The sequence below is a fragment of the Halomonas sp. TH-94 genome (assembly GCF_057473365.1).
Map to the genome: position 1 here is coordinate 1 of NZ_JBYCKL010000066.1, position 25746 is coordinate 25746.

The 25746-nt window shown below is 63.9% G+C and carries 16 protein-coding genes; 8 read left to right on the forward strand and 8 right to left on the reverse strand.

Annotated elements, in window-relative coordinates:
* The 8 genes from doeA to AC2VNO_RS12925 form a co-directional block, all read left to right on the forward strand.
* The coding region (gene doeA / locus AC2VNO_RS12890) for an ectoine hydrolase DoeA (protein WP_486934486.1) at positions 1-1193 on the forward strand (1193 nt) is incomplete at its 5' end.
* An 11-nt stretch (positions 1194-1204) separates the two neighbouring features.
* A complete protein-coding gene (gene doeB / locus AC2VNO_RS12895) occupies positions 1205-2218 on the forward strand; it encodes a N(2)-acetyl-L-2,4-diaminobutanoate deacetylase DoeB (protein ID WP_486934487.1) in 1014 nt (337 codons plus the stop codon).
* A 19-nt stretch (positions 2219-2237) separates the two neighbouring features.
* Positions 2238-2711 (forward strand): Lrp/AsnC family transcriptional regulator, encoded by a 474-nt coding sequence (locus AC2VNO_RS12900; protein ID WP_486934488.1) that lies wholly within the window; start codon positions 2238-2240, stop codon positions 2709-2711.
* Positions 2712-2899: 188 nt separating this feature from the next.
* Entirely contained in the window at positions 2900-4399 is a 1500-nt protein-coding gene (locus AC2VNO_RS12905; RefSeq protein ID WP_486934489.1) for an NAD-dependent succinate-semialdehyde dehydrogenase, read from the forward strand.
* Between the two features lie 98 nt (positions 4400-4497).
* Positions 4498-5922 carry an aminotransferase gene (locus tag AC2VNO_RS12910; RefSeq protein ID WP_486934490.1) on the forward strand — a complete coding sequence of 475 codons (1425 nt, stop codon included), beginning with the start codon at positions 4498-4500 and terminating at the stop codon, positions 5920-5922.
* 121 nt (positions 5923-6043) lie between these two features.
* Positions 6044-7042, forward strand: a complete 999-nt coding sequence (gene eutB, locus AC2VNO_RS12915) for a hydroxyectoine utilization dehydratase EutB (RefSeq protein WP_486934491.1) — start codon at positions 6044-6046, stop codon at positions 7040-7042.
* A gap of 122 nt (positions 7043-7164) precedes the next feature.
* Positions 7165-8118 carry a cyclodeaminase gene (locus tag AC2VNO_RS12920; protein ID WP_486934492.1) on the forward strand — a complete coding sequence of 318 codons (954 nt, stop codon included), beginning with the start codon at positions 7165-7167 and terminating at the stop codon, positions 8116-8118.
* 87 nt (positions 8119-8205) lie between these two features.
* Positions 8206-8889: a haloacid dehalogenase type II gene (locus AC2VNO_RS12925; protein ID WP_486934493.1), complete on the forward strand. Its 684-nt coding sequence runs from the start codon at positions 8206-8208 to the stop codon at positions 8887-8889.
* A gap of 93 nt (positions 8890-8982) precedes the next feature.
* Here the strand turns inward: AC2VNO_RS12925 and glgB are convergent, their stop codons facing one another.
* The 8 genes from glgB to AC2VNO_RS12965 form a co-directional block, all read right to left on the reverse strand.
* Complete coding sequence (gene glgB, locus AC2VNO_RS12930) at positions 8983-11205, reverse strand: 1,4-alpha-glucan branching protein GlgB (protein ID WP_486934494.1); 2223 nt, start codon at positions 11203-11205, stop codon at positions 8983-8985.
* Positions 11198-14548, reverse strand: a complete 3351-nt coding sequence (gene treS, locus AC2VNO_RS12935; RefSeq protein WP_486934495.1) for a maltose alpha-D-glucosyltransferase — start codon at positions 14546-14548, stop codon at positions 11198-11200. Before treS ends, glgB begins: the two co-directional genes overlap by 8 nt.
* A gap of 39 nt (positions 14549-14587) precedes the next feature.
* On the reverse strand, positions 14588-16615 hold the full coding sequence (locus AC2VNO_RS12940; RefSeq protein ID WP_486934496.1) for an alpha-1,4-glucan--maltose-1-phosphate maltosyltransferase: 2028 nt from the start codon (positions 16613-16615) through the stop codon (positions 14588-14590).
* Between the two features lie 52 nt (positions 16616-16667).
* On the reverse strand, positions 16668-18875 hold the full coding sequence (gene glgX / locus AC2VNO_RS12945; RefSeq protein WP_486934497.1) for a glycogen debranching protein GlgX: 2208 nt from the start codon (positions 18873-18875) through the stop codon (positions 16668-16670).
* Positions 18876-18917: 42 nt separating this feature from the next.
* Positions 18918-19643 (reverse strand): DUF2934 domain-containing protein, encoded by a 726-nt coding sequence (locus tag AC2VNO_RS12950; protein WP_486934498.1) that lies wholly within the window; start codon positions 19641-19643, stop codon positions 18918-18920.
* A 1-nt stretch (position 19644) separates the two neighbouring features.
* Positions 19645-22443, reverse strand: coding sequence for a malto-oligosyltrehalose synthase (treY, locus tag AC2VNO_RS12955; RefSeq protein ID WP_486934499.1), 2799 nt, complete (start codon positions 22441-22443; stop codon positions 19645-19647).
* On the reverse strand, positions 22436-24550 hold the full coding sequence (gene malQ, locus AC2VNO_RS12960; RefSeq protein WP_486934500.1) for a 4-alpha-glucanotransferase: 2115 nt from the start codon (positions 24548-24550) through the stop codon (positions 22436-22438). The genes treY and malQ overlap by 8 nt, the downstream gene beginning before the upstream one ends.
* Positions 24547-25746 (reverse strand): DUF3459 domain-containing protein (locus tag AC2VNO_RS12965; RefSeq protein WP_486934501.1); only part of this gene is annotated, 1200 nt, incomplete at its 5' end. The genes AC2VNO_RS12965 and malQ, both read right to left, overlap by 4 nt.

Sequence of the window (25746 nt, forward strand, 5' to 3'; positions counted from 1 at the left end):
AGGTAACCCTGCCCTTCACTCGTGAAGAATACGCAAGCCGCCTATGGAAGGTACGTGCCGAAATGGCCAGTCGAGGGATCGACGTGCTGGTGATCAGCGATCCCTCCAACATGGCTTGGCTGACCGGCTACGACGGCTGGTCCTTCTATGTGCATCAATGCGTGCTGGTAGGGCTCGAGGGCGAGCCGGTCTGGTACGGTCGCCGTATGGATGCCAACGGGGCACTGCGCACCTGTTGGATCGATCCTGACAATATCACCTACTACCCAGACTACTACGTGCAGAACCCGGACATGCACCCCATGGACTACCTGGCCCAGTCGATCATGCCCGACCGCGGCTGGCACCAGGGGGTGGTGGGCCTGGAGATGGACAATTATTACTTTTCGGCCAAGGCCTACCAGAGCCTCTTGCGCGAGCTGCCTCACGCACGGTTTCTGGATGCCAATGCATTGGTCAACTGGTGCCGCAAGATCAAGTCGCCCCAGGAAATCGCCTACATGCGCGTTGCCGGCAAGATCGTCGAGGGCATGCATTCGCGCATTCTCGAGGTGATCGAACCCGGTCTGCCCAAGAGCAAGCTGGTCTCCGAGATCTACCGTGTCGGTATCGAGGGTTGGGTGGACGAGAACGGCAAGGTGCATGGCGGCGACTACCCCGCCATCGTGCCCATGCTGCCCACCGGCAAGGACGCGGCGGCGCCCCATCTGACCTGGGACGACACCCCCTTCCGCGAAGGGGAGGGCACCTTCTTCGAGATCGCCGGCGTGTTCAAGCGCTACCATGCGCCGCTGTCGCGCACCGTGTTCCTGGGACGGCCGCCGCAGGATTTCATTCGCGCCGAATCGGCCCTGCTCGAAGGGATCGAGCGCGGGCTTGCCGTGGCCCGCCCCGGCAACCGTACCGCCGATATCGCCATGGCGCTGGGCGCCGCCATGGACAAGTACGGCTTCGACCGCGGCGGTGCGCGCTGCGGCTATCCTATCGGCATCAGCTATCCGCCTGACTGGGGCGAGCGCACCATGAGTCTGCGCCCTTCGGACGACAATATCCTCGAACCGGGCATGACCTTCCACTTCATGCCCGGCCTGTGGCAGGACGACTGGGGACTGGAGATCACCGAGAGCATTCTGATCACCGAGACCGGTTGCGAGTCGCTGGCCAACTTTCCCCGCCAGCTATTCGTGAAATAAGGAGAGCCAAGATGAGCAAGCGACCCAGCCCGATCAGCGCCACCGTGGACTTCGACGCCGACGGCGTCCAGCACGGCTTTCTCAAGCTGCCGATCTCCACCGATGAGTCGGCCTGGGGCGCGGTGATGATCCCGGTCACCGTGGTCGGCAACGGCGAAGGCCCCACGGCGCTTTTGACCGGCGGCAATCACGGTGACGAATACGAGGGCATCACCGCGCTGATGAAGCTGGCGAACTCCCTGCGCGCCGAAGACGTGCGCGGCCGGGTGATCATCGTGCCGATGATGAATCTGCCGGCGGCCATGGCCGGCAAACGCACGTCTCCGATGGATGGCGGCAACCTCAATCGCAGCTTCCCCGGCGACCCCGACGGCAGCGTCACCGCGAAGATCGCCGACTACTTCACCCGGGTGATGGTGCCGATGTGCGACGTGGTGCTCGATCTCCACTCCGGTGGCCGCACCCTGGACATCCTGCCCTTCGGCGCCTCCCACGTGCTCGAGAACCCCGAGCAGCAGCGCCAGGCGCTGGAGGGTGCCAAGGCCTTCGGCGCTCCTTACGCCATGATGATGTTCGAGCTCGACGCCGCGGCGCTTTTCGACACTGCGGTGGAGAGCCAGGGCAAGGTGTTCGTCGCCACCGAACTCGGCGGCGGTGGCACTTCGACCCCTGAAAGCCTGGCCATCACCGAGCGTGGCGTGCGCAATTTCCTGATCCACTTCGGCCTGCTGGAGGGGGAGGTGGAGATGCCCGCCGAACCCCAGGTCTATCTCGACATGCCCGATGCCAGCTGTTACGTGCAGAGCGAGCATACGGGGCTGCTCGAGCTGACTCTGGCGCTGGGCGACCCGGTGAACGAGGGGCAGGTGATCGCGCGGGTCTACGACATGACCCGCAGCGGTGCCGCGCCGGTGGAGTACCGCGCCAGTCGCGACGGCATCCTGGTGGCGCGCCGTTTCCCGGCCCTGGTCAACATGGGGGACACTATTGCCGTGATCGCCGAGGTCGTGGATTCGCTGGGCTGAGGCTGACATAGAGAGAGCCATGAAACTCGATCGCTATGATCTGAAGATTCTCGAGATCCTGACCCGCGATGGTCGCATCACCAAGTCGAAGCTGGCCGAGGCGATCAATCTCTCGGTCAGCCCGTGCTGGGAGCGGGTTCGACGCCTGGAGAAGGCCGGCATCATCGAGGGGTACAGTGCGCGTATCAACCCCGATGCGCTGGTCAAACGTACTCCGGTGTGGGTGCAGATCGAGCTCAAGCAGCACAATGCCGAGAGCTTCGCCCTCTTCGAGGCCCGGGTGCAGGAGACGCCGGAAGTGACCGAGTGTGTGGCGGTGGGGGGCGGGGTCGACTATCTGATCAAGATCGAAGCCGACTCCGTCGATGCCTACCAGCGGCTGATCGATGCGTGGCTCACCTCAGAGGTCGGTATCGAGCGCTATTTCACCTACATCGTGACCAAGACGGTGAAGCAGAAGAGTTCCCACGTCATGCCCGACCGGCTGTCCTGAGCCGCGGCGAGGAAAAAAGCACAGCTTTGTCGGCTAACACAAAAAAAAACGCACTTGCCCTGCTGGTTAACGAAAAGTCCCGCCCCGGGTTTGCCCTTACCCTGTAGCCATTGAGCAGCCGCCGGCTGCTCTGTCGTTTTTGCCACAGCCGGCCCGTGAGCGAGGGGTCGGTGTCAGGGGAGGTGCCCATGAACATGAAGCTGACCAATACACTGTCCACCATGCTTGATGATCCGCGTCTGTTTCGTCAGCACGCCTACGTCAACGGCAAGTGGACTCATGGCGAGGGCGGCCGTGAAGAGACCGTGTTCGATCCCGCCACCGGTGAGCCCATCGGCTATATCCCCTGGCTCGAAGCGCATCAGATCCGCGAAGCGGTAGACGCTGCCGATGCCGCCTTCGTTCACTGGCGGGCGCTGCGCGCCGACGAGCGCGCCGAGCGTCTGCTGGCCTGGCACGACCTGCTGCAGGCCCACCGCGAGGATCTCGCGATCATCATGACGCTGGAGCAGGGCAAGCCGCTGCCCGACGCTCGCGGCGAGGTGGAGTACGGCGCCAGCTTCGTGCGCTGGTTCGCCGAAGAGGGCAAGCGCACTTACGGCGAGACCATCCCCAGCCACATCCCCAATGCCGCCCTGGGTACGCTCAAGGAGCCGGTGGGCATCGCCGCGCTGATCACGCCATGGAACTTCCCGCTGGCGATGATCACCCGCAAGGCCGCCGCCGCCCTGGCTGCTGGCTGCACCGTGGTGGTCAAGCCCGCCGGCGAGACGCCGTTCTCGGCGCTGGCGCTGGCCGAACTGGCCGAGCGCGCCGGCATTCCGGCGGGGGTATTCAACGTGGTGCTGGGCGAACCGGCGGAAGTGTCGAAAATTCTGTGTGCCGAAGAGCGCGTCAAGGCGCTATCCTTCACCGGTTCCACGCGCGTCGGCCGGCTGCTGCTGGAGCAGAGCGCCCAGACCGTGAAGCGCGTGTCGCTGGAGCTCGGCGGCAACGCCCCCTTCATCGTGGGCCCCGACATGGACCCGAAGGAGGCGGCTTTCGCCGCGGTGGCGGCCAAGTTCCAGACGGCAGGGCAGGACTGCCTGGCGGCCAACCGCATCCTGGTGCACGAGTCTATTCACGACGAGTTCGTCGCGCACTTCGTCGAGCGCATGGCGGCGTTGACCGTGGGCAACGGCATGGAGAGCGAGATCGACTTGGGGCCGTTGATCCACCGCCAGGCGGTGGACAAGGCGGCGGCCATCGTCGATGACGCCATCTCCCGGGGTGCGACCCTGGTGGCCGGCGACCAGACCCACGCGCCGGGAGAGAACTTCTTCATGCCCACGCTGCTCACCGGCGTGACGCCGCAGATGAAGGTATGGCGCGAGGAGAACTTCGCCCCCGTGGCCGGCGTGACCGCCTACCGCGACGACGACGAAGTGATCGCCATGGCCAACGACACCGAGTACGGCCTGGCGGCATACGTCTATACCCATGACATCCGCCGCATCTGGAAGCTGCTGCGGGCGCTGGAGTACGGCATGATCAGCGTCAATTCGGTGAAGATGACCGGCCCGCCGGTGCCCTTCGGCGGCGTCAAGCAGTCGGGCCTGGGCCGCGAGGGCGGCATCACCGGCATCGATGAGTATCTGGAAACCAAGTATTACTGCCTGGGCGCCCTGGGCTCCGTATCTGGTAGTTGAGCTTGCTGCGCTTCGGCCTGGCGTTGGACCTGGACTAAAACGAACGAACACGAACATTTCCCCGCCGAGGCGGGGACTCGAAGGAAAGAGAGAACATAATGAACCAGCAGCACCGCGACCTGATCGAGCGCGACCGCAAGGTCACCTTCCACGCCTCCACCCACCTGCGCGACTTCGCCCACGGCGACGCGCCGGGCCGGGTGATCACCGGTGGCAAGGGCATCCACATCGTCGACAAGGACGGCCGCGAGTTCATCGACGGCTTCGCCGGGCTGTATTGCGTCAACATCGGCTACGGCCGCACCGAGGTGGCCGAGGCGATCTATCAGCAGGCGCTGGAGCTCTCCTACTACCACACCTATGTTGGCCACTCCAACGAGCCGCAGATCGCGCTCTCCGAGAAAATCCTCGCGCTCGCCGGCCCCGGCATGTCCAAGGTCTACTACGGCCTCGGCGGCTCTGACGCCAACGAGACCCAGCTCAAGATCGTGCGCTATTACAACAACGTGCTCGGTCGCCCGCAGAAGAAAAAGGTGATCTCGCGCCAGCGCGGTTACCACGGCTCGGGCCTGGCCACCGGCTCGCTGACCGGTCTCAAGGCGTTTCACGACCAGTTCGATCTGCCGTTGGCCGGTATCCTGCACACCGAGGCGCCGCACTACTACCACCGCGCTGCCGAGCAGCAAGGCATTAGCGAGCGTGAGTTCTCGCAATTCTGCGCCGCCAAGCTCGAAGAGATGATACTGGCCGAAGGCCCCGACACCGTGGCGGCCTTCATCGGCGAACCGGTGCTCGGCACCGGCGGTATCGTGCCGCCGCCGGAAGGTTACTGGGAGGCGATTCAGGCGGTGCTGGCCAAGTACGACGTGCTGCTGATCGCCGACGAAGTGGTATGCGGCTTCGGCCGTATCGGGGCCGACTTCGGCAGCCACTATTACGGCATCAAGCCCGACCTGATTACCGTCGCCAAGGGCCTGACCAGCGCTTACCAGCCACTTTCCGGCGTGATCGTCGGCGACCGCGTGTGGAGCGTGCTGGAGCAGGGCACCGCCGAGTATGGCCCCATCGGTCACGGCTGGACCTACTCCGGTCACGCCCTTGGGTGTGCCGCTGCGCTGGCCAACCTCGCGATCATCGAGCGCGAGGGGCTTACCGCCAACGCCGCCGAGACCGGCGCCTATCTGCAGCAGCAGATGCAGGCCGCCTTCGGCGAGCATCCCATCGTCGGTAACGTGCGCGGTGTGGGCATGCTGGCCGCGCTGGAATTCTCCGTCGACCCGGTCAAGCGCAAGCACTTCGATGCCGCCCACAAGGTCGGTGCGCGTATCGCCGCGGCAGCGCTGGACGAGAACCTGATCGCCCGCGCCATGCCTCAGGGCGACATTCTCGGTTTTGCCCCGCCGTTGGTCGCGACCCGCGCCGAGGTGGACGAGATCGTTGCCCGCACCGAGCGTGCGGTGGGCAAGGTCACCGATCAACTGGTCCGTGAAGGTGCCATCAAGACCGCCATGTCGATCAGCTGAATCGCCGTGTCACAGCATGGCCGCGGGCAACCCCGCGGCCTTTTTCTTGGCTCTGGCCGGCAATCTTTCCTAGTCTGGAAAAACCCTAACCGACGCTACGAGCTTTCGAATCGACAGCGATATGTCATATTCCTACCACGGTGTTTCCCTCGCTTCCGTGTACCAGGCGCGCCGGCGCATTGCCGGTGAGGCGGTGCGTACCCCATTGATTCATTCCGCTATGCTTTCCCGGCGCTTCGATGCCGAGATCCTGCTCAAGCTGGAAACCCTTCAACCCACGGGAGCCTTCAAGCTGCGCGGGGCCACCAACATGATCGCCGCACTGATCGAGCGTGAAGGGCGAGATGCCCTGGCCGCCGGTGTGACCACGGCTTCCACCGGCAACCATGGGCGTGCGGTGGCGTTTGCCGCAGCCCGCCTCGGGGTGCCGGCGACGATCTGCCTCTCGCGGCTGGTGCCGGCCAACAAGGTGGCCGCCATCGAGGCGTTGGGCGCCGAGGTGAAGCGCGTGGGCGAAAGCCAGGACGAAGCCTTCCTCGAGGTCGATCGGCTGGTGCATGAGCGCGGCATGAGGTTGATCCCGCCCTTCGACGACCCGCTGATCGCTGCCGGGCAGGGAACCATCGGCCTCGAGCTGATGGAGGAAGTGCCCGATCTAGACCGGGTCGTGATCGCCTTGTCCGGTGGAGGGCTTTTGGGCGGCATTGGTGCGGCGGTAAAAGCCATACGGCCCACGACAACGATCACGGGAGTGAGCCTGTCGCGTGGACCCGCCATGTGGGAAAGCCTGCAGGCTGGCCGAGCCGTGCAGGTGGCGGAGGTCGAAAGCCTGGCCGACTCCCTTTGCGGCGGTATCGGCCTCGACAATCGCTGTACTCTGGCCCTGGTGAGTGAAGTGATGGACGATCACTACCAAGTTTCGGAGCAGGCCATCGCTCACGCCATGGTCGACATCCTCGAGCACGAGAAATTGCTGGTGGAGGGAGCCGCTGCAGTGGGGCTTGCCGCACTCGTCGAGCATGACATCGACGTGCGCGGTCGACGGGTAGCGTTGGTGCTCTCCGGTAACGGTGTGGCGCTTGAGACACTGGATCGGGCGCGGCGGCTTGCCGGTCGTTGAAGGAATCGCCGCGCGAATGCCTGTGCCAGCGAATCGTTGCGTTGCGCGGAGCCGGACCGTCGGAATCCTCACATGTAACCCATATCCTGTGCTCCCGTGCGCCTGGCTATCAAGGAGGAGAGATGAGGCTTTATCAACGAGACGAGATCGAGGCCGTGGTCGGTATCGACGACGAAGCGCTACGCCAGGTGGAGGCGGGTTTCATCGCCCTGGGGCGCGGCGAGGCGGTGCAACCGCCGATCATGTCGATGGTCATGGAGGAGTTCAACAGCGAAGTCGACGTCAAGACCGCTCACATCAAGGGCTGGGAGCGCTATGCGATCAAGGTCAGCAGTGGCGCCTTCGACAACCCCAAGCATGGCCTGCCGAGTCTCAACGGCCTGATGATGCTGTTCTCTGCCAGGACCGGTCAGGTCGAGGCGGTTCTGTTCGACGAAGGCTATCTGACCATGGTGCGCACTGCCATGGCGGGTGCCATCGCCGCCAAGTATCTCGCCCGCGAGGACAGCCGTCGGGTAGCGGTCCTGGGCGCTGGCGAGCAGGCGCAGCGCCAGGTCGAAGCTCTGCGCCTGGTGCGCAACATCGATATCGTTGACGTATGGGCTCGCCGTTCTGAGGCAGCCGAGTACTACGCCGATAGCATGCGCAGGCGAGGCTTTACCGTCAGCATGCATGACAGCGTGCATGCTGCCTGCGACCAAGCCGATATCATCATCACTGCGACGTCGGCGCGACAGCCACTTCTCTTCGCCCACGATCTGCCGGAAGGCGTGCATGTTACGGCCATGGGGTCGGACAGTCCCGATAAGCGCGAGCTCGACGAATCGGTGCTGACCCGAGCCAATGCCTTCGTTTGCGATAGTCGCGCGCAGAGTGAGCACAATGGTGAACTCAAGGTCTTTACCCAGCAGAAGCGCAAGGCACCGTTCGATGTTCTCGAGCTTGGCCGGGTGATCGACCGGGGCGAGCGGTTACGGACTTCCGAGGCCGACATCACGGTCTGCGACCTGACCGGCACCGGCGTGCAGGACACGGCTATCGCCAGCTTCGCTCTGTCGCGGCTTGCCGGACGATGAGCCGCCACGTCTCGCCTGGCAGGCCTTGAGCATCCAACTCCCTGCCCCCATGCTGAGAAGGACGAAGCGCAACGAGGAGTGCGGCACATGGCAACGGTACTGGCCTTCGATGTCTACGGTACCCTGATCGATACCCACGGCGTGGTCACCGAGCTTGAGGCACGGCTAGGCAAGAGCGGCAACACGGAACTTGCCGCCGAGTTCTCGCGTCGCTGGCGTGACAAACAGTTGGAGTACAGCTTCCGGCGTGGCCTGATGGGTGCCTATGTGCCCTTCGGACAGTGCACCCGAGAAGCGCTGGATTTCACCGACCGAGCCATGCAGACCCAGCTGTCGGATGTCGACAAGGACCATCTAATGGCCGTCTATGCTCGCTTGCCGTCCTTTCCCGAGGCGGCCACCGCTTTGGAGCGTCTGGCCGCTGCCGGCCTGCGCTGCGTGGCTTTCTCCAACGGCACCTACGAGGCGGTGAACGCCCTGCTCGACCAGGCCGGTATGCTCGCGCACTTCGAGGCAGTGATCAGCGTCGACGAGGTCAAGCGCTTCAAGCCCGACCCCGCCGTCTACGCCCATCTGCGTAACCGCCTGGAGGTCGCTCCCGGCGATACCTGGCTGATCTCCAGCAACCCCTTCGATGTGATCGGCGCGCGCCATGCCGGGCTGCATGCCGCTTGGGTCCGGCGTAGCCTCGATGCCCCCTTCGATCCCTGGGGCATCGAGCCCGACCTGACCGTAGCCGATCTGATTGCACTGGCCGACCGGCTGGGCTGAGTGGCTATACCCGCTGTTGGTAAGCCTCGACCTACCGCTCGTGCTCTTCATGGAAACCAGGGTCATCGAATAGGCCGGGTTCGCTGATGCTGCTCAATGTGGCTCGTCAGGTTGCAATATCACTACCGCGAGCGGCGGTAGCGTCATCGATAGGCTGGCGGTCTGGCCGTGAAGTGGAGCGTCCTCGGCTTCCAGATGGCCCATATTGCCGACATTCGAGCCGCCATAGCATTCGGCATCGCTGTTGAAAATCTCCTGCCACAATCCGGGGCGGGGCACACCCAAGCGGTAGCCACCGCGCGGAACCGGCGTCATGTTGGCGACGATCAGCAGTGGTTCTCCCGTAGCGCTCCACCGCAGCCAGGCGAAGACGCTATTGGTATCGTCGTTGCCTACCACCCAGGTGAAACCGTTAGGGTCGGAATCGCATTCATGCAGGGCAGAGTGCTCGATGTAGAGGTGGTTGAGATCGGTAAGCAGCTGGCGCACGCCGGAATGACGCGGCTGGCTGAGAAGGAACCAGTCGAGTTCGCGGTCGTGGCTCCACTCGCGCCATTGGCCGAACTCGCAGCCCATGAACAACAGCTTCTTGCCGGGCTGGGTCCACATGGTGGCGAGGTAGGCGCGCAGGTTGGCGAACTGCTGCCACTCGTCGCCAGGCATCTTGCCGATCAGAGATCCCTTGCCGTGCACGACCTCGTCGTGGGAGATCGGCAACATGTAATGCTCCGAAAAAGCGTAGACCATGGGGAACGTCATGTGGTGATGGTGATATCGGCGATGGATGGGTTCCTCGCCGATAAAGCTCAGGGTGTCGTGCATCCAGCCCATGTTCCACTTGTAGGCGAATCCCAGCCCCCCCTCGGCGGTCGGCTGGGTAACGCCGGGCCAGGCGGTGGACTCTTCGGCGATCACCAGCGTGCCGGGAGCTTCCTCGCTGACCACATCGTTGAGATGGCGCAGGAAGTCGATCGCTTCCAGGTTTTCATGTCCGCCGTGCTTGTTGGGAATCCACTCGCCCTCGTTGCGCGAGTAGTTGCGATAAAGCATCGAGGCGACGGCATCGACGCGCAGCGCATCGACATGAAAGTGGCGCAGCCAGTGCAATGCCGAGGCCAGCAGAAAGCCGTGTACCTCACGCCTTCCCCAGTTATAGATGAAGGTGTCCCAATCCTGATGGAAGCCCTCGAAGGGATGCTCGTACTCGTACAGCGCTGTGCCGTCGAAGCGCGCCAGGCCGTGGGGGTCGGTGGGGAAGTGGGCCGGCACCCAGTCGAGCACCACGCCGAGTCCTGCCTGATGACACTCATCGACGAAATGAGCGAAGTCGGCAGGTGTGCCGAAGCGACCGCTGGGGGCGAACTGGCTTAGCGGCTGGTAGCCCCAGGACCCGCCGAACGGGTGTTCCATGATGGGCAGCAGTTCCACGTGGGTGAAGCCCATTTCCCGCACGTAGGGAATCAGGTGTTCGGCCAGTTCGCGCCAGCTATAGAGTTCGCCATGGTCGCCGCCATGCTTCCGCCAAGAGGAAGCGTGAACCTCATAAATACTGATTGGCCGGTTCGGCGCATGCGCCTTGCCGCGTTGTGCGAGCCAGGCCTCATCGTGCCATTGGTAAGGCGTGGCATCGGCCACGACGGAGGCAGTGCTGGGTGGCGTCTCAGTGGCTAGAGCGACCGGGTCGGCCCGCAGGCCCAGTGCTCCATGGGCATCGAGGATCTCGTATTGGTAGGACTCACCGGGGCCAATGCGTGGAATGAACAGCTCCCAGACGCCTGCAGGATGGCGCAGACGCATGACATGGCGGCGCCCATCCCAGCCGTTGAAATTGCCTACCACCGAGACGCGCCGGGCATTGGGAGCCCACACGGCGAAACGAACGCCCGTGACGCCCTCCACCGCCATGTGCTGAGCGCCCAGGCAGTCGCCCAGATGGCGATGCGTACCCTCGCCGATCAGGTAAAGGTCCATTTCGCCGAGCAGCAGGTCGAAGCTGTAGGGGTCTTCCGTGCTCTCTTCACCGCTGGGCCAGCGAATGTGCAGGGTGTAGGGAGCTGCATACGGTAGACGGCCGGCAAAGAGGCCGGGGATCTGCATGCTCGTCAGGCAGCAGCGAAAGCTACCGTCCTTGCGGTCGAGCACGTCGACGCCCAACGCACCGGGCAAGAAGGCCCTCAGTATGGTGGCCCCGTCGTGTTCATGGACGCCGAGCAGCGAAAACGGATCGCCATGGGTGCCACGCGCCAAGGCCTCCGCTTCCTCCTCGGGTAGCCACAGGCTCGGATCAGGTATAAGCCTGGCGGTGAGATCAGACATTTGGCTCTCCTTCATCCAATTGTTCGACTAGTGCCGCCAGGCCACGCAGCGGCACGCTCAGCCAGGCGGGACGATTGGATATTTCGTAGGCGATTTCGTAGGCGGTCTTTTCCAGAACGAACAGATCGACTGCCGCGGCCGGGCCGGCCGTTTGTTGCCATTCGTGCGGCAATGCCTGGGTGGCATGCCAATAGGCATTGAGGAAGGCCTGGCGAGCGCTCAGCAGGCAGCGCTCCGCCACCTCGTGACCGCTGTCGTCGTGCATCTCCTCGCCCTCGCCGCCGGGAAGAACCTCATCCACCCTTGCGAAGGCATAGTCGAAGGAGCGCAACATGCCCGCCACGTCTCTCAGCGGGCTGTCCTTGACGCGACGCTCTTCCAGCGGGCGGTCAGGCTCGCCCTCGAAGTCGATGATGTAGGCATCGTGGTGCGCGACCAATACCTGGCCCAGGTGCAGGTCGCCGTGGATACGCGTCAGCAAACTGCCTTTGGTCAACCCTGCGATGGTAGCGATGGCGGTCGTGAGCGAGTCGCGACTTGCCATGATTCCTTCGATGATCTCTCGCTCGGCTTCGTCACACTGTTTTGCATGCTGCTCGAGTAGTGTCAGGGCTTCTTCGACGCGCTCCCGCACCCGCTGCTTCCACTGTTCGACATGGGTATCCGAAGCAATTTGAGGACTGAAAGCGGGGTCCTCGCTGGGCGAGGCCAATACGCAATGCATTTCCCCCAAACGCTTGCCCAGGGTGGTGGCGAAAGACTCCAGCTCCTCGCAGGCGCCATAACCTGGCTCTTCGAAAGCCTTGTCGTGCCCCTGATCCCGATCGGCCCTGGCCTCGCGAACCGCACGCCCGAGCGTGGCTCGAAACCAGGCCCATGCATCGCCCTGGTTATCGATGAAGCTCTGCAGCACCATCAGCGTGTGAGGCGTTCCCTGCTCATCGAAGCGGGTTACCTCGCCAAGCAAGGCAGCGATATGGGTGAAACCGCGCTCGGTGAGGAAGCGACCGATCTCAGCCTCGGGGTGAATCCCCGGCGCCACCCTGCGGAACAGCTTGAGCACCAGTTGGCGGCCGATGATGACCGAACTGTTGGATTGCTCCGCGCTCTGCTGCTCCACTTCGAGGGGGTCGGGAAGCTCCAGCGCAGTGAGCAAGTCCGTCGTCTCGAAGCGAATCTCCCCGCTGCCGCAAGGCAGTTGCACGCCTTGACGCATGGCATCGATAACCGCCAGGGCAAAGGCATCCAGTGTCAGCGCATCGGTCAGCAGCCCCACTTCGTGGAAGCGGCGGACGCGTGCCATGGCGAGCTGCTGAGGCAGGGCACTGGTCTGCTCCTCTTCGCCGAGAAATGCCAGCGGTAGCTGGTAGAGATCGATGCCCTCGGCATGGTGGACCTCCATCTCGGCGATCAGCATGGCGTGCTGGCTGTGCTCCAGCCGGGCAACGTAGAGGATGCGCACCTGGTCGATATGGGCCTGCTTGGTGGCGAACCAGCGTCGCTTGGGCAGGTAGCTAGGTAGGGTCTCACGCTCGAGCAAGTGGCGCGCCGGGGCTTGGAATATCTCCTCGAGCCGTTTCTTGATGATCAGCGTGACATATTCCGGCATGGGCTCGGGGGCCGGCACGTGCCATTCAGGCATGGCGGATTCCGGTGCCAGCAGGAACCAGAAGAAGCCGTAAGGAGGCAGTGTCAGCAGGTACGGCGTCCGTCCGATCGGCGGAAATGCGCTGCCACCGACCATTTCCACCGGCACCTGGCCGGCGAAGGCAGAGAGATCGACTTCCACCGCCTGGGCGGTCCGCGCCATGTTGGCGACGCACAGCAGTGTTTCCGTCTCGCCATTGTCGAGTGTCATTTCGCGAAGGTAGGCGAGGATATGGCGATTGGCCGGGTAGAGTGGCCGCATGGTGCCGCGGCTGAAAGCCCGGTGCTGGTCGCGCACCGCAAGCAAGCGACGCATGGTGTTCAGCAGCGAATGTGGATCGCGCAGCTGGGATTCGACGTTGACCGCCTGATAGCCGTAGAGGGGGTCCATGAGCGCCGGCAGCACGAGGCTTGCCGGGTCGGCACGTGAGAAGCCGCCGTTGCGATCCACCGACCATTGCATGGGGGTACGCACCCCGTCGCGGTCGCCGAGGTAGATGTTGTCGCCCATGCCGATCTCGTCGCCGTAGTAGAGCACCGGAGTTCCCGGCATCGACAGCAGCAGGCTATTGAGCAGCTCGACACGACGACGGTCGCGCTCGAGCAGCGGCACCAGGCGTCGGCGTATCCCGAGGTTGATGCGAGCCCGGCGATCGGCGGCGTAATGGTTCCACAGGTAGTCGCGCTCCTTGTCGGTGACCATCTCCAGCGTCAGCTCATCGTGATTGCGCAGGAAGATGGCCCATTGGCAATTGGCCGGTATCTCAGGGGTCTGTCGCAGTATGTCGGTGATCGGGAAGCGGTCTTCCTGGGCGAGGGCCATGTACATGCGCGGCATCAATGGGAAATGGAACGCCATATGACACTCGTCGCCGTCGCCGAAGTAGGGGCGGGTGTCCTCGGGCCACTGGTTGGCCTCGGCGAGCAGCATGCGGTCAGGGTAACGATCGTCGATTACCGCGCGAATCTTCTTGAGTACCTCGTGGGTCTCGGGAAGATTCTCGTTGTTGGTGCCTTCGCGCTCGACCAGGTAAGGAATGGCATCCAGGCGCAGGCCGTCGACGCCCATGTCGAGCCAGTACTCCATGACCTCGATGATTTCGTCCAGCACCTGCGGGTTATCGAAATTGAGATCGGGCTGGTGAGAATAGAAACGATGCCAATAATAGGCGCCAGCTACCGGATCCCATGTCCAATTGGATACTTCGGTGTCGAGAAAGATGATACGGGTGCCGGGATACTTGAGGTCAGTGTCGGACCAAACGTAGAAGTCTCGCTCCGGCGAGCCGGGCGGCGATCGCCGAGCGCGCTGGAACCATTCATGCTGGTCGGACGTATGGTTGATGACCAGCTCCGTGAGCACCCGCAATCCCCGACGATGTGCCTCGTCGATGAAGCGTCGGGCATCCTCCATGGTGCCGTAGTCCGGACTGACGCTGGTGTATTCGGCGATGTCGTAGCCATCGTCGCGTCGTGGCGAAGGGTAGAACGGCAGTACCCAAATGGTATTCACACCGAGACTGACGATGTAATCGAGCTTTTCGATCAGCCCCTTGAAATCGCCGATACCGTCGTCGTTGGCGTCGAAGAAGGACTTGACGTGCACCTGATAGATCACGGCGTCCTTGTACCAGAGGGGGTCGTCGAGGAAATCGAGGGTCTCGACGGCGTGGGAATCGCTGCTGGCATCCATCATGGCCTTGCCCTCCTTGCGGGTTAGGTACGAACCACTTTGCTAGTGAACCGGGCGGATGCGCCAAATGGCGAATGGCATATGCCACGGTTCGAGTCGTAGCGATTGCCACTTGCCGTGCCAGGTCCAGCGTTGCCCATTCATCAGGTCCTCCCCCTGCAGGGCGGCGTCGTCGGGCAACCCGAACTCCCACAGCGGTAATTCGAACACCCCCTCCTGAGCCTCGAACGGATCGAGGTTGATCGCGGCGAGGATGAAGTTGTCTTGTGCTTCGGTACGCTTGCCGAAAAGGAGAATCCTCTCGTTGTGCACCGTATAGAAGGACAGGCCCAGGTGGGTCTGCAGCGCCGGGTTCTCCCGCCGAATGCGGTTGAGCTGCGCTATCTCATAGGTGATGTTGCCGGGGGCGGTATAGATACGCGGCCGAATCTCGTACTTCTCCGAATCGAGATACTCCTCCTTGCCCGGCACCGGTTCGCCCTCGCACAGCTCGAAGCCGGAATACACCCCCCAGGAACCGGCCCCGAGAGCCGCCAGGGCCGCTCGTTGCAGGAAGCCGGGCCTTCCCGAAGACTGCAGGAAGTAGGGGTTGATGTCGGGTGTGTTGACGAAGAAATTGGGGCGGTAGCCTTCGCGCAGCGGTGATTCGTTGAGCTGGGTGAAGTACTCGGTCAGCTCCTGTTTGGTATGGCGCCAGGTGAAATAGGTATAGCTCTGGTTGAAGCCCAGCTTGCCGAGTCGCAGCATCATCGCCGGCCGCGTGAAGGCCTCGGCAAGAAAGATCACCGCTGGGTCGCGACCTCGAATATCGGCGATCAGCCACTCCCAGAAAGGCAGCGGCTTGGTATGGGGGTTGTCGACGCGGAAGATCTTTACGCCTTCGTCGACCCAGCCCTGAACGATGTCGCGTAGCTCGATCCAGAGCGAAGGGATCGCGTCCGCGGCATAAAAATCGACGTTGACGATGTCCTGATACTTCTTGGGCGGATTCTCTGCGTAGCGGATAGACCCATCGGGGCGCCATGAGAACCAACCGGGATGTTTGTCGAGCCAGGGGTGGTCGGGCGAGCACTGGATGGCGAAGTCCAGCGCGATTTCCAAGCCATGATCGGCTGCAGCGCGTACCAGATCGCGGAAATCGTCTCGTGTGCCAAGCTCCGGATGTATCGCTTCATGACCACCCTCCTCGCTACCGATGGCGTAAGGACTGCCGGGGTCGTCCGGCCCTGCTTCAAGTGAGTTGTTGGGTCCCTTGCGATGTGTGCGACCGATGGGATGAATAGGCGGGAAATAGAGAACATCGAAACCCATGTCGCGAATCAGGGGGAGGCGTGCATGCACGTCACGGAAGGTGCCGTGGCGATGCGGACTGTCGGTTTCCGAGCGCGGGAACAGCTCGTACCAGCTCGAGTAACGCGCCCTGAGGCGCTCTACTTCGAGGCCGTAGCAAGCGTCGCTGCGGACCAGGTGCGGGCGTGCATCCGCGGCCTCCATCAGCTTCACCGTGCTGTTGTCCAACAGCAGCGCAACTCGCTCGGCATCGAGCTCGAGCTGCTGATAGTGTTCATGCAGGGCGGCCAGCGCTTCTCTCAGCTCACCTTCGCTGCGCTCCATGGCCTGAGTGACTAACAGCCGTCCCTCTTCGAGCTCGAGGCCGACCGGCACGCCCGCCCGATATTTCTTGGAGAGCTCGCTGTGATAAGTGCCGTAGATGTCCCACCAGGCCTCGATGTAAAAACCGTGCCTTCCCACCCTGGAAGGCGTGAAGCACCCTTGGTAGATATCGCGTCCGGGGGGGAGGACTGCCTGCATGGGTTCCCGCTTTTGCGCCCCTTGATCGTCGTGCCAGCAAATGGCGGCGGCCAGAACGTCGTGACCATCGGCGAATATCGTCGCCTTGACGATGACAGGTTCGTCGACGATGGCTTTGGCGGCGAAACGACCGTGATCAAGCGATGGATGCACGTCCTCGATGGCGATACGAGGGGCCTGGGCAGCGGCCGAGACATCGCTCGGAAAAGGCTCTTGCTGCTGATCGACCCCTGGAACTGTCAACGCAGGTGAACTCATAACGGACTCCTTGTCTCTCGTTCTTCCTGCCACCGCTCGGGACGTGGCGGCTTCAAGATTGCGTATCGACGTCCCTAGGGCTGCTCTGCTGCAGCTCGAACAGCAACAGCGAATGGCTCTCTACCGTCTGGGTGGCTTGAAAATGGCATAGAGTAGGCTCGGGTTCCTGGAGCCGGCTGGTATCGAGTCGGCACACCCAGCCTTTGCCCCGTGGTACTTCAGGCAGTTGAAAGGTGATCGGCTCGGCATGAGCATTGAGCAGGATCAGCAGCGAACGGTCGTCGCCCGCTCGCCGAATTCCGGAGGGTCGTGCGCGGCCATCCAGGAGCAGGCCGAGGCTGCGTGCCTCGGGGTCTTCCCAGCGTCCCACATCCATTTCGCTGCCGTCGGGGGCAACCCAGGTCACCTCCTTGAGTCCCATTTCCTCGTTGTACTCCCCGGAGAGGAAGCGGCCGCGACGCAAGATGGGATAGCGCATGCGCAGCTCGATGAGCCGGCGTAGGTACTCGATCAGATCGTGAGCGTCGCCCGTCAGATTCCAGTCGAGCCAGCTGATCTCGTTGTCCTGACAGTAAGCGTTGTTGTTGCCGCCCTGGGTGCGCAGCAGCTCGTCACCGGCGAGCAGCATCGGTGTACCCTGAGAAAGCAGCACGGTGGCGAGCAAGTTGCGTATCTGGCGCAGCCGCAGCGAGCGAATGTCGGGATTCTCGGTGGGGCCCTCTTCGCCGTGATTCCACGACAGGTTATGGTCGTGGCCGTCCTGGTTGTCTTCACCGTTGGCCTCGTTGTGCTTGTCGTCGTAGGCCACCAGATCGTGCAGCGTGAAACCGTCATGGGCGGTGACGAAGTTGACCGAGGCGAAGGGGCGACGACCACGGCGGTCGAACAGATCGGCCGAGCCCATCAGCCGTGAGGCGAACTCCGCCAGCTGCCCCTCGTCGCCGCGCCAGAAGGCTCGGCTGGTGTCGCGGAATTTATCGTTCCACTCCGCCCAGCCGGGCGGGAAGCCACCCACTTGATAGCCTCCGGGGCCGCAGTCCCAAGGTTCGGCGATCAGCTTCACCTGGCTCAGTACCGGATCTTGTCGGCACGAATCGAGAAAGCCGCCGCCCTCGTCGAAGCCGTGCGGCTCGCGACCGAGGATCGTCGCCAGGTCGAAGCGAAAGCCATCGATGCGCATCTCGGTAGCCCAGTAGCGCAGCGAGTCGGTGACCATCTGCAGCACCCGCGAATGACTCAGATTGAGCGTATTGCCGGTACCGGTGTCGTCGATATAGTAGCGCTGGTCGTCGTGAAGTAGACGGTAGTAGGAGGCGTTGTCGATGCCCTTGAGCGACAGCGTCGGTCCAAGGTGATTGCCCTCGGCGGTGTGGTTGTAGACCACGTCGAGAATCACCTCGAGATTGGCGGCGTGGTAGCAGGCGACCATCTGCTTGAATTCGCTGATGCTCTCACCCGAGAGATAGCGCGAATGAGGCGCGAAGAAGCCCAGGGTGTTGTAGCCCCAGTAGTTGCGTCGCCCCTGCTCGAGCAGATGCTGGTCGTCGAGGAAGGCGTGGATCGGCAGCAGCTCCACGGATGACACGCCGAGCGAGCGGATATAGTCGACCACTTCGTTGACCATCATCCCGGAGAAGGTGCCGCGCAGCGCGTCGGGCACCGCCGGGTGTCGCATGGTATAGCCACGCACATGGGTCTCGTAGATGACCGTACGCTCCCACGGCGTGTGAACGCTGGGGGAGCGGCCCCAGGTGAAGGCTGGATCGATTACCCGACAGCGCGGCATGAAGGGGGCGCTGTCTCGGGTATCGAAACTCAGGTCGCCATCGGGGTGGCCGATGGTGTAGCCGAACAAGGCTTCATCCCACACAAGCTCGCCTACGAGCTGCTTGGCATAGGGGTCCAGCAGCAGCTTGTGAGGGTTGAAGCGGTGCCCGGCTTCGGGGTGGTAAGGGCCGTGGACGCGGTAGCCATAGAGCTGGCCGGGTCGAGCGTCGGGCAAGTAGCCATGCCACACCTCATCGGTATATTCCGGCAGCTCGATTCGTTCCACTTCCTGAGAGCCGGTTTCGTCGAACAGGCAAAGTTCGACCCGGGTGGCATGTGCCGAGAAAAGCGCGAAGTTGACGCCCAGGCCGTCCCAGGTCGCACCCAGTGGAAAGGGCAATCCTTCGCGCACGCGTGAGCGTCGTATGACGCCGGGCTGCTCATCGACCGCCACGCTGGGTTCCTGCTCTTGCGACTCTTGCCTCGTATTCATCGTTTTCATCCATGAAGCGGTGGGCGTCTTACCAGGTGTCGTTCATTCCTTGGGCTTCTTGCGGCTCGGTGATTTCCTCGCCTTGGTGGTGGACGACGTTTTGGCCGCTTTGCCGCTGTCGCCTGCCTTGGCGCTGCGCTTGCTGCCGGCGGACTTGGCGGTCTTTCCCGGTACCTGGGAGGTGTCGGTGCCGTCGGGCTGACTCAGGCCATCGTCGGCGCGGCGCGGCTTGCGTTTTCGCTTGGCCGTTGCCGACTCCGCTGGCAGCGGCTCCATCGGGCCAGGCCCGGGGTTCGGTGAGCTCGGCGCGGAGTCCGGCCCGCCGCGATTGGCGATGTCCTGATTCTGAGCGCCGCTGCTCGTGGCCTCTTCGGCCGGTAGCGGGCTGCGCGATGCGGCGGTGGGTACGCTGTCCGTTGTCTTGGACCCAGGGCTGCCACGGTCCTGTACCGGCACCTCCTGGGCCACGTCACGGTCGTCACGATAGGGAAGCTCGTCGAAGTCGACTTTGCCATCGGGTGGGTCCAGCGGTAGCCGGTTCTCCTGGATGCCTACCTCGTCGTCCTCCAGCGGCAGATCGTCCTCGAAGATAGGGGGCTCTTCTACCGGTTCGCCCAGCTCCTCGAGTTCGGCATCCATGCCAGCTGCCTGTTCAGCAGCGACGATTTTCAGCGCCATGTCCCAATGACGCTGTTGTTGGCCTTCGGGGCGGCCTTCCGATTCCCATATTTCGTAGGCGAGATTTCGTATGCGCTCTTCGTCAGCCATCCTAGCTCTCCATTTGCCTTTGCCCTTGCGGGTAACGTAGATAGATGCCGACGGAAAAATCGTTCATCAGCTCACCGGCGGCAACAGGCGATTCCAATACGTTCAGGATGGTACCGGTCAGCGCGTTTTGCCAAACGCCCATTGCTTCCGTGGGGAGACGGATGGCGGTGTTGTTCCACAGTGATGGCGCCACGTGGGGACGATCGGCACCGAGCAGGAAGCGTGCGGTCAGACGCGGTACGACGACCATCAGCTGCTGGTCAGCGTGGCTACGCAAGAAGGCGACTAGCCTGTCGCCCTGTTCGCCCTCGACCGCCAGGGGGTGGTAATCCCCATGCAGGAAAAGCTCGCACCGCTGATGGCGCAGGCCCAGCAAGCGGGCGATCAGGGTCTGTTTGACAGTACCGTCTTGCCAATCCGCCAGCGCTGCAGCGAGCTCCTGGTCGGCTTCGAGTGAGTGCCGACGCGCGGCGTGGTCGACAGGGCGCCGGTTGTCGGGATCGACCAGGCTGTAGTCCCAGAATTCGCAGCCTTGGTAAAGATCCGGCACGCCGGGTACGGTTAGGCGTAGTGTCGTCTGGACCAGGCCGTTGAGTGCCCCCGGCAGATCGAGTTCGCGGGCTGCCGCCCCGATCTCGCGGCACAGCTCGGGCGTGGTCAGGACACCCATCAGGTAATCGCGGCAGGCGGACTCGTAGGCCTCGTCGGGCCACAGCCAGTGGGTGCGCAGTTTGGCTTCGCGCAGTGCCTTCTGCTGCCATTGGGCCACTCGCTCGGCAAACGTACGCATGCCGTCCTCATCGAGGCTCTGGAGGGTCGGCGGCCAGGCACCGAGCAGGATTTGATAGAGAATCAGCTCGTCGCCGGGGCTGGGGGCGGGCCCCGCCGCCTGCATCTGGCGCAGTGGGCCGGCGAGCTCGCGCCAGTGAGCGATTCGGCTGGCCAAGCCACTGGCGTTCTCGCTCAATGCAGCCAGCCGCGCCCGTACGTCCTCGCCACGCTTGTGGTCATGGGTGGCGGTAGCAACGAGGCCGTGCGGGAAGTGGCGGCTTCGCCCGACGTTGGCGTCGTGAAACTGGCGTGGCGTGTGGCTGAAGTGCTCGCCGTCGAAGCCGACGTCGTTTCGCGAAATCAGCGCCGCGCTGCGATAGCCGGCGGTATCTTCCACGGCCTTGGCGGCTACCGGCGAGGTGAGCTGCTGAAAGCGAACGATGGCCCGCTGGCGCAGCCAGCGCTCCTCGGCTTCTTCGACATCGCAGGGTGCCTCGCCGCCCAGCCAGCGCTCCAGCCACTCCAGCACTCCGGTATCGGGCGGGCTCAGTTCACCCCGGGCGCCAGCCATGGCCTCGTCGAAAAAGGGCGCGTCGAGTTCCGGGCGGCCACCGTCATCGGCATAGGTCCGGTAGACCGGGAAGTGCACGATCAGTGCTTCAAGCGACCGACGCACCGCCGCCAGGGTGATATCCCGAGTCGCCAACGCGTGGCGGGCCACGGTGTGCAGGGCGCGGGCGCACGCCTCGAACTCGCTGGCCAGCAGGCTGGCGAGCACCTCGCGACGAGCCAGGCGAGCCTCGAAGAGGAAATCGGCGCTGCGGTGGGTGACATCTTGCCAGAGCTTACGCAGCGGCTCGGCGCCGGCTGGATCGTGCTGCAGGGCGGAAATCGCGTTCATCACCTCGTAGCCGGTGGTGCCGTCGACTCCCCAGTCGCGATGCAGCGTCTCCTCGGCGGCCAGGATCTTCTCGACGAAGATCGGCACGTGGCGCACCGCGTCCGGTGGGCGCCGCTGCTGGACCTCATCCAGGCGGGTACGCAGCCGACGACAGTAGCCGCGCGGGTCGGCCAGACCGTCGATATGGTCGATGCGCAGGCCGTCGACCCAACCCTGCTCCACCAGGCGCAGCGGCAGCGCATGGACGGCCTCGAACACCTCGGGCTGCTCGATGCGCAGCCCACCGAGCTCGGTAATGTCGAAGAAGCGTCGCCAGTTGATTTCGTCGGCTCCGCTGCGCCACCAGGTCAATCGATAGTGCTGTTGCTCAAGCAGGTCGTGCAGCCGAATGGCGCCGCCGCGCGTGCTGCCGTCGAAGAGGCTGAGGGCGTGCTCCAGTGCCTGGCTGGCGGTACGGTCCGAAAGGGCCTGGCGCAGGGCATCGCGGCATTCGGTCACGGCGGTATAGGCGTCGTCGCGCTGGCGCAGGGCGTCGAAACGCGGCGCCAGGTCCCATAACGTCTCATGCTCGGCCAGGCGCAGGATGTCGCCATAGCGGCGAGGGTCGATGGGGAAGCGGTGTTCGTGATAGACGATCTGGAAGCGTGTCGTTTCGGCCTCGTGGCGCAACGCCAGCTCACCCCCTTGCAGCGCATCGGCATAGGGGCCACCAAGGAAGGGTAGCAGCAGCTTGCCGGCCAGGGTGGGGTCGGGGACGTGCCAGTCGATATCGAAGAAACCGGCGAAAGGGCTTTGCTGCCCCCATGCCAGCACGTCCTGCCACCAAGGGTTCTGCGAGCCGCCCACGGCCACATGGTTGGGAACGATATCGAGGATCAGGCCCATGGCGTGGGAGCGCAGGCGATAGACCAGCCGCTCCAGTGCCTCTTCACCGCCGAGCTCGGGGTCGATACGGGTAGGATCGATGCCGTCGTAGCCGTGGGGTGAGCCGCTGCGCGACATCTGCAGCGGTGAGGCATAGACATGGCTGATACCGAGCCGGGCGTAGTAGTCGACGCACTCGCAGGCATCGTCCAAGGTGAAGCCGCGATGGAACTGCAGGCGCACGGTGGCAAGGATGTCACTCATCGGTGCTGCCCTCCTGTGCGCCATGCGCTTCCTGGCGGGCCTTGGCCAGCTGCTCCATGCGGTGTCTTACTTCGGTGGAGGCGAACAGCCGCGCGCTGGCATCGGGCAGGCGTCGCCGCCAGTTGGGATGCTCTTTGATGGTACCCGGCAGGTTGGCCTGCTCCTCCAGGCCCAGAGCATCTTCCACCGGTAGCAGCACGAGAGGAGCGGGTGTCAGGCCCAGGTGCCGGATGCAGGCGTCCAGTACCTGCGAGGCCGGCAGTTCGGTGGCTTCCAATACCTCGGGAGGTTGCTGCGGGTCGGTCAGGCCGAGAGCGTCGGCCAGGCGGGCACGCGCAACCCGGCGTTCGGCGTGCTCGCTTTCGGCGTCCTGACCTTCCCCAAGCAGGCCGAGGTGGCTGCGCCATTCGATGTCGCGCCCCGCCCACCAGCCTGCCAGTGTGGGCAGGTCATGGGTCGTGCTGGTGGCAACGGCATCCTTCGACCACTGCGCAGGGGCCAGGAAGCTGCCCTCGTCGTCGCGCTCGAACCACAGCACACGTATGCCGAGAACGCCGCGCCGCGCCAGCTGCCGATGGAAGCCGGGCGCTACGGTGCCCAGGTCCTCACCGATGACGATGGCGCGATGGCGCCATGATTCCAGTGCGACCAGCCGCAACAGATCGTCGAGCGGGTAGCGCACGTAACCGCCTTCGTTGGGCGCATTGCCATGCGGTATCAGCCACAGGCGCATGAGACCCAGCACATGGTCGATGCGTAGCCCACCGGCATGGGCGAAGCCGGCTCGCAGCATGTCGATGAAGCTGCGAAAGCCCGATCGCACCAGCCCTTGGGGCGAGAAGGGGGCGAGCCCCCAGTCCTGGCCGTGCACATTGAAGGTGTCCGGTGGTGCGCCGATCGAAAGCCCCTCTAGCATCTCCTCCTGGCGGCTCCAGGCCTGACTGCCGGCCGCATCGGCGCCTACCGCGAGGTCGGACATCAAGCCAATGGGCATACCGGCTTCTCGGGCCGACGCCTGAGCGTGGGCAAGCCCTTCGCTGACCAGCCACTGCAGGAAAGCGTGATACTCGACGTCGCGAGAATCCACCTCGGCGAAGCGAACCACTTCCTGGCCTGCCGGGTCACGCAATTCCTGAGGCCATTGTCGCCAGTCGAGTATGCCGAGCCGCTGCTGCAGTGCCTCGAAGCGGCAGTGAAGTTCGAGCGTCGAGCCGCCGTCTTCGCGAAACGCCGACAGGGCCTGGCGGATGCTATGCGCCTGTGCGTCCTCACGCTGCATGAGGTCGTCCCATAGGGCGCGTAGCCAGGTCAGCTTGGCGCTGGCCGTGGCAGGCCAGTCGAGCAGGGGATCAGCTTCGAGCCGCGGCAGGTCGCCACTGACACCGCTTATCTCCTTGGCGTGCTTGACTGCCTCTTCGCCGAGCAGGGTTTCCGGCGCCGCGTGCAGGACGTTGTAGAGCAGGCGGCTGGAGGGCGCGTAGGGGCTGAAGCGCGTCACATCGGCACTGAACATGGCGTGCACGGGGCTGATGGCCACGGCCGCTGCGCCGGCTTCGGCGGCATGTCGAACCAGCCGCTCCAGCGCCAGGGTGTCGCCGATGCCGTCGTCGCCTAGACGGCGCAGGGCATAGAGCTGGGCGGTCAGACCCCACAGCTGCGGTGTCTCGCTGCCGCAGGCGTCGGCGACGGTGAAACAGCGTGCTGGCGCTACGGCCAGGGTAATGTCGACTTCTGCGATGCTCAGACGATGGTAGCCGCTGGTGGCAACGCCCGGCAGCGCGCCCTGAGCGTCCAGCGCGCCTTCGTGTCGTTTGCCCTCTTCCAGCGTCAGTACGTAACGAGTTCCTGGCGGCAGCGGCGACGGCAGGGGGGTACTCTGTCCTTGTTCGGCGGTGATCAATGGCGGCCACTCTGACGGTGACGCAGGGCCGCGCAGGCGCTCCAGGCTGGCAGCGATCTCACTGTCGCTCTCGGCCGGATAGCCTAGGCGTGACAGCAGCTCGCGACGAGTGGCAGGGTCGAGCCGACAGAGATTGCCCTCGCTGTCCTCCCATTCACTGATCAGGCCGGCGGCGTCGGCCAGCGCGTCCAATCGTTCTTCGCTCATGCGCTAAGCTCCTCGTCCCCGGGTCCCGGTCTCAGCCAGGCGGCGGCGCAGCAGGCTGGCAGGTTGCCGCTCTCGGTGGCAACCGCAACGCCGTCGCGGGTCTCGTACAGGCACCTTCCGATGCCGAAGGCGCAGGTGGCGACCGGCTGTTCGCTCAGATTCACGGCTATGACCAGCTGGGTGTCATCGTTCATCAGCCAGCGGGCAACGAAGGCAGATTCTCCCAGCGCTTCGGCGCCCAGCGGCCTGGCGCCGTCCAGCCGTGGCACGACCTCGGCATGGCGAATCTTCAGAAGCTGACGAACGAAGCCCAACCAGTCGGCATGAAGTGGTGTGTCGCGAGCCTCCAGGTCGGGCCGAGAGGCCTCGAAGGTGGCGGTGTCGTTGGGATCGGGGATGGCCTCTCGGCTGGCTGGATCGCTGAAGGCGCTGAACGCGGCGAACTCGGCGCGACGTCCCTCGCGCACGGCTTCGGCGAGTTCGGCGCCATGGTCGGTGAAGAACAGGAAAGGCTGCCGGCTGGCCCACTCCTCGCCCATGAAGAGCAGCGGCACCATGGGCGAGAGCAGCAGTAGCAGTGTGGCGGCCTCGAGCGCCCGGGGTTCGACGAGCTGGCTCAGGCGCTCCCCCAGGGCGCGATTTCCCACCTGATCGTGATTCTGCAGGAAGGCCACGAAGGCCTGGGGTGGCAGGTGGCCGCTAGGGGTACCGCGTGGTGTACCGCTGCGGGTGGTCTCGCCTTGGTAAATGAAGCCTTCGCTGAGGCAGCGCACCAGCTTGTGGGTCGACTCTTCGGTGAAATCGCTGTAATAGCCTTCTCGCTCTCCGGTCAGCAGTACGTGCATCACGTTGTGCCAATCGTCGTTCCACTGCGCGGTGAAGCGGCCGGGGCCAAGCAGTTGGGCATCGTTGTGCTCGTTCTCCAGCACCAGGTGGAGGTGGCGCTGGGAATCGAGGTGGCTTTGCAGCGTCTCGGCCAGTTCGATGAGAAAGTCGCGCTCGCCAATGGCATGTACCGCATCCAGCCGCAGCCCGTCGAGGCGGTATTCGTCGATCCACATCAGCGCATTTTCAATGAAGAATCGGCGCACCATGGGGTGGCGGAAGTCGATGGCCGTCCCCCAGGGTGTTTCGCGGTCGTGGCGGAAGAAGTTCTTGGCATAGAGTGGTAGATAGTTGCCGTCGGGGCCGAAGTG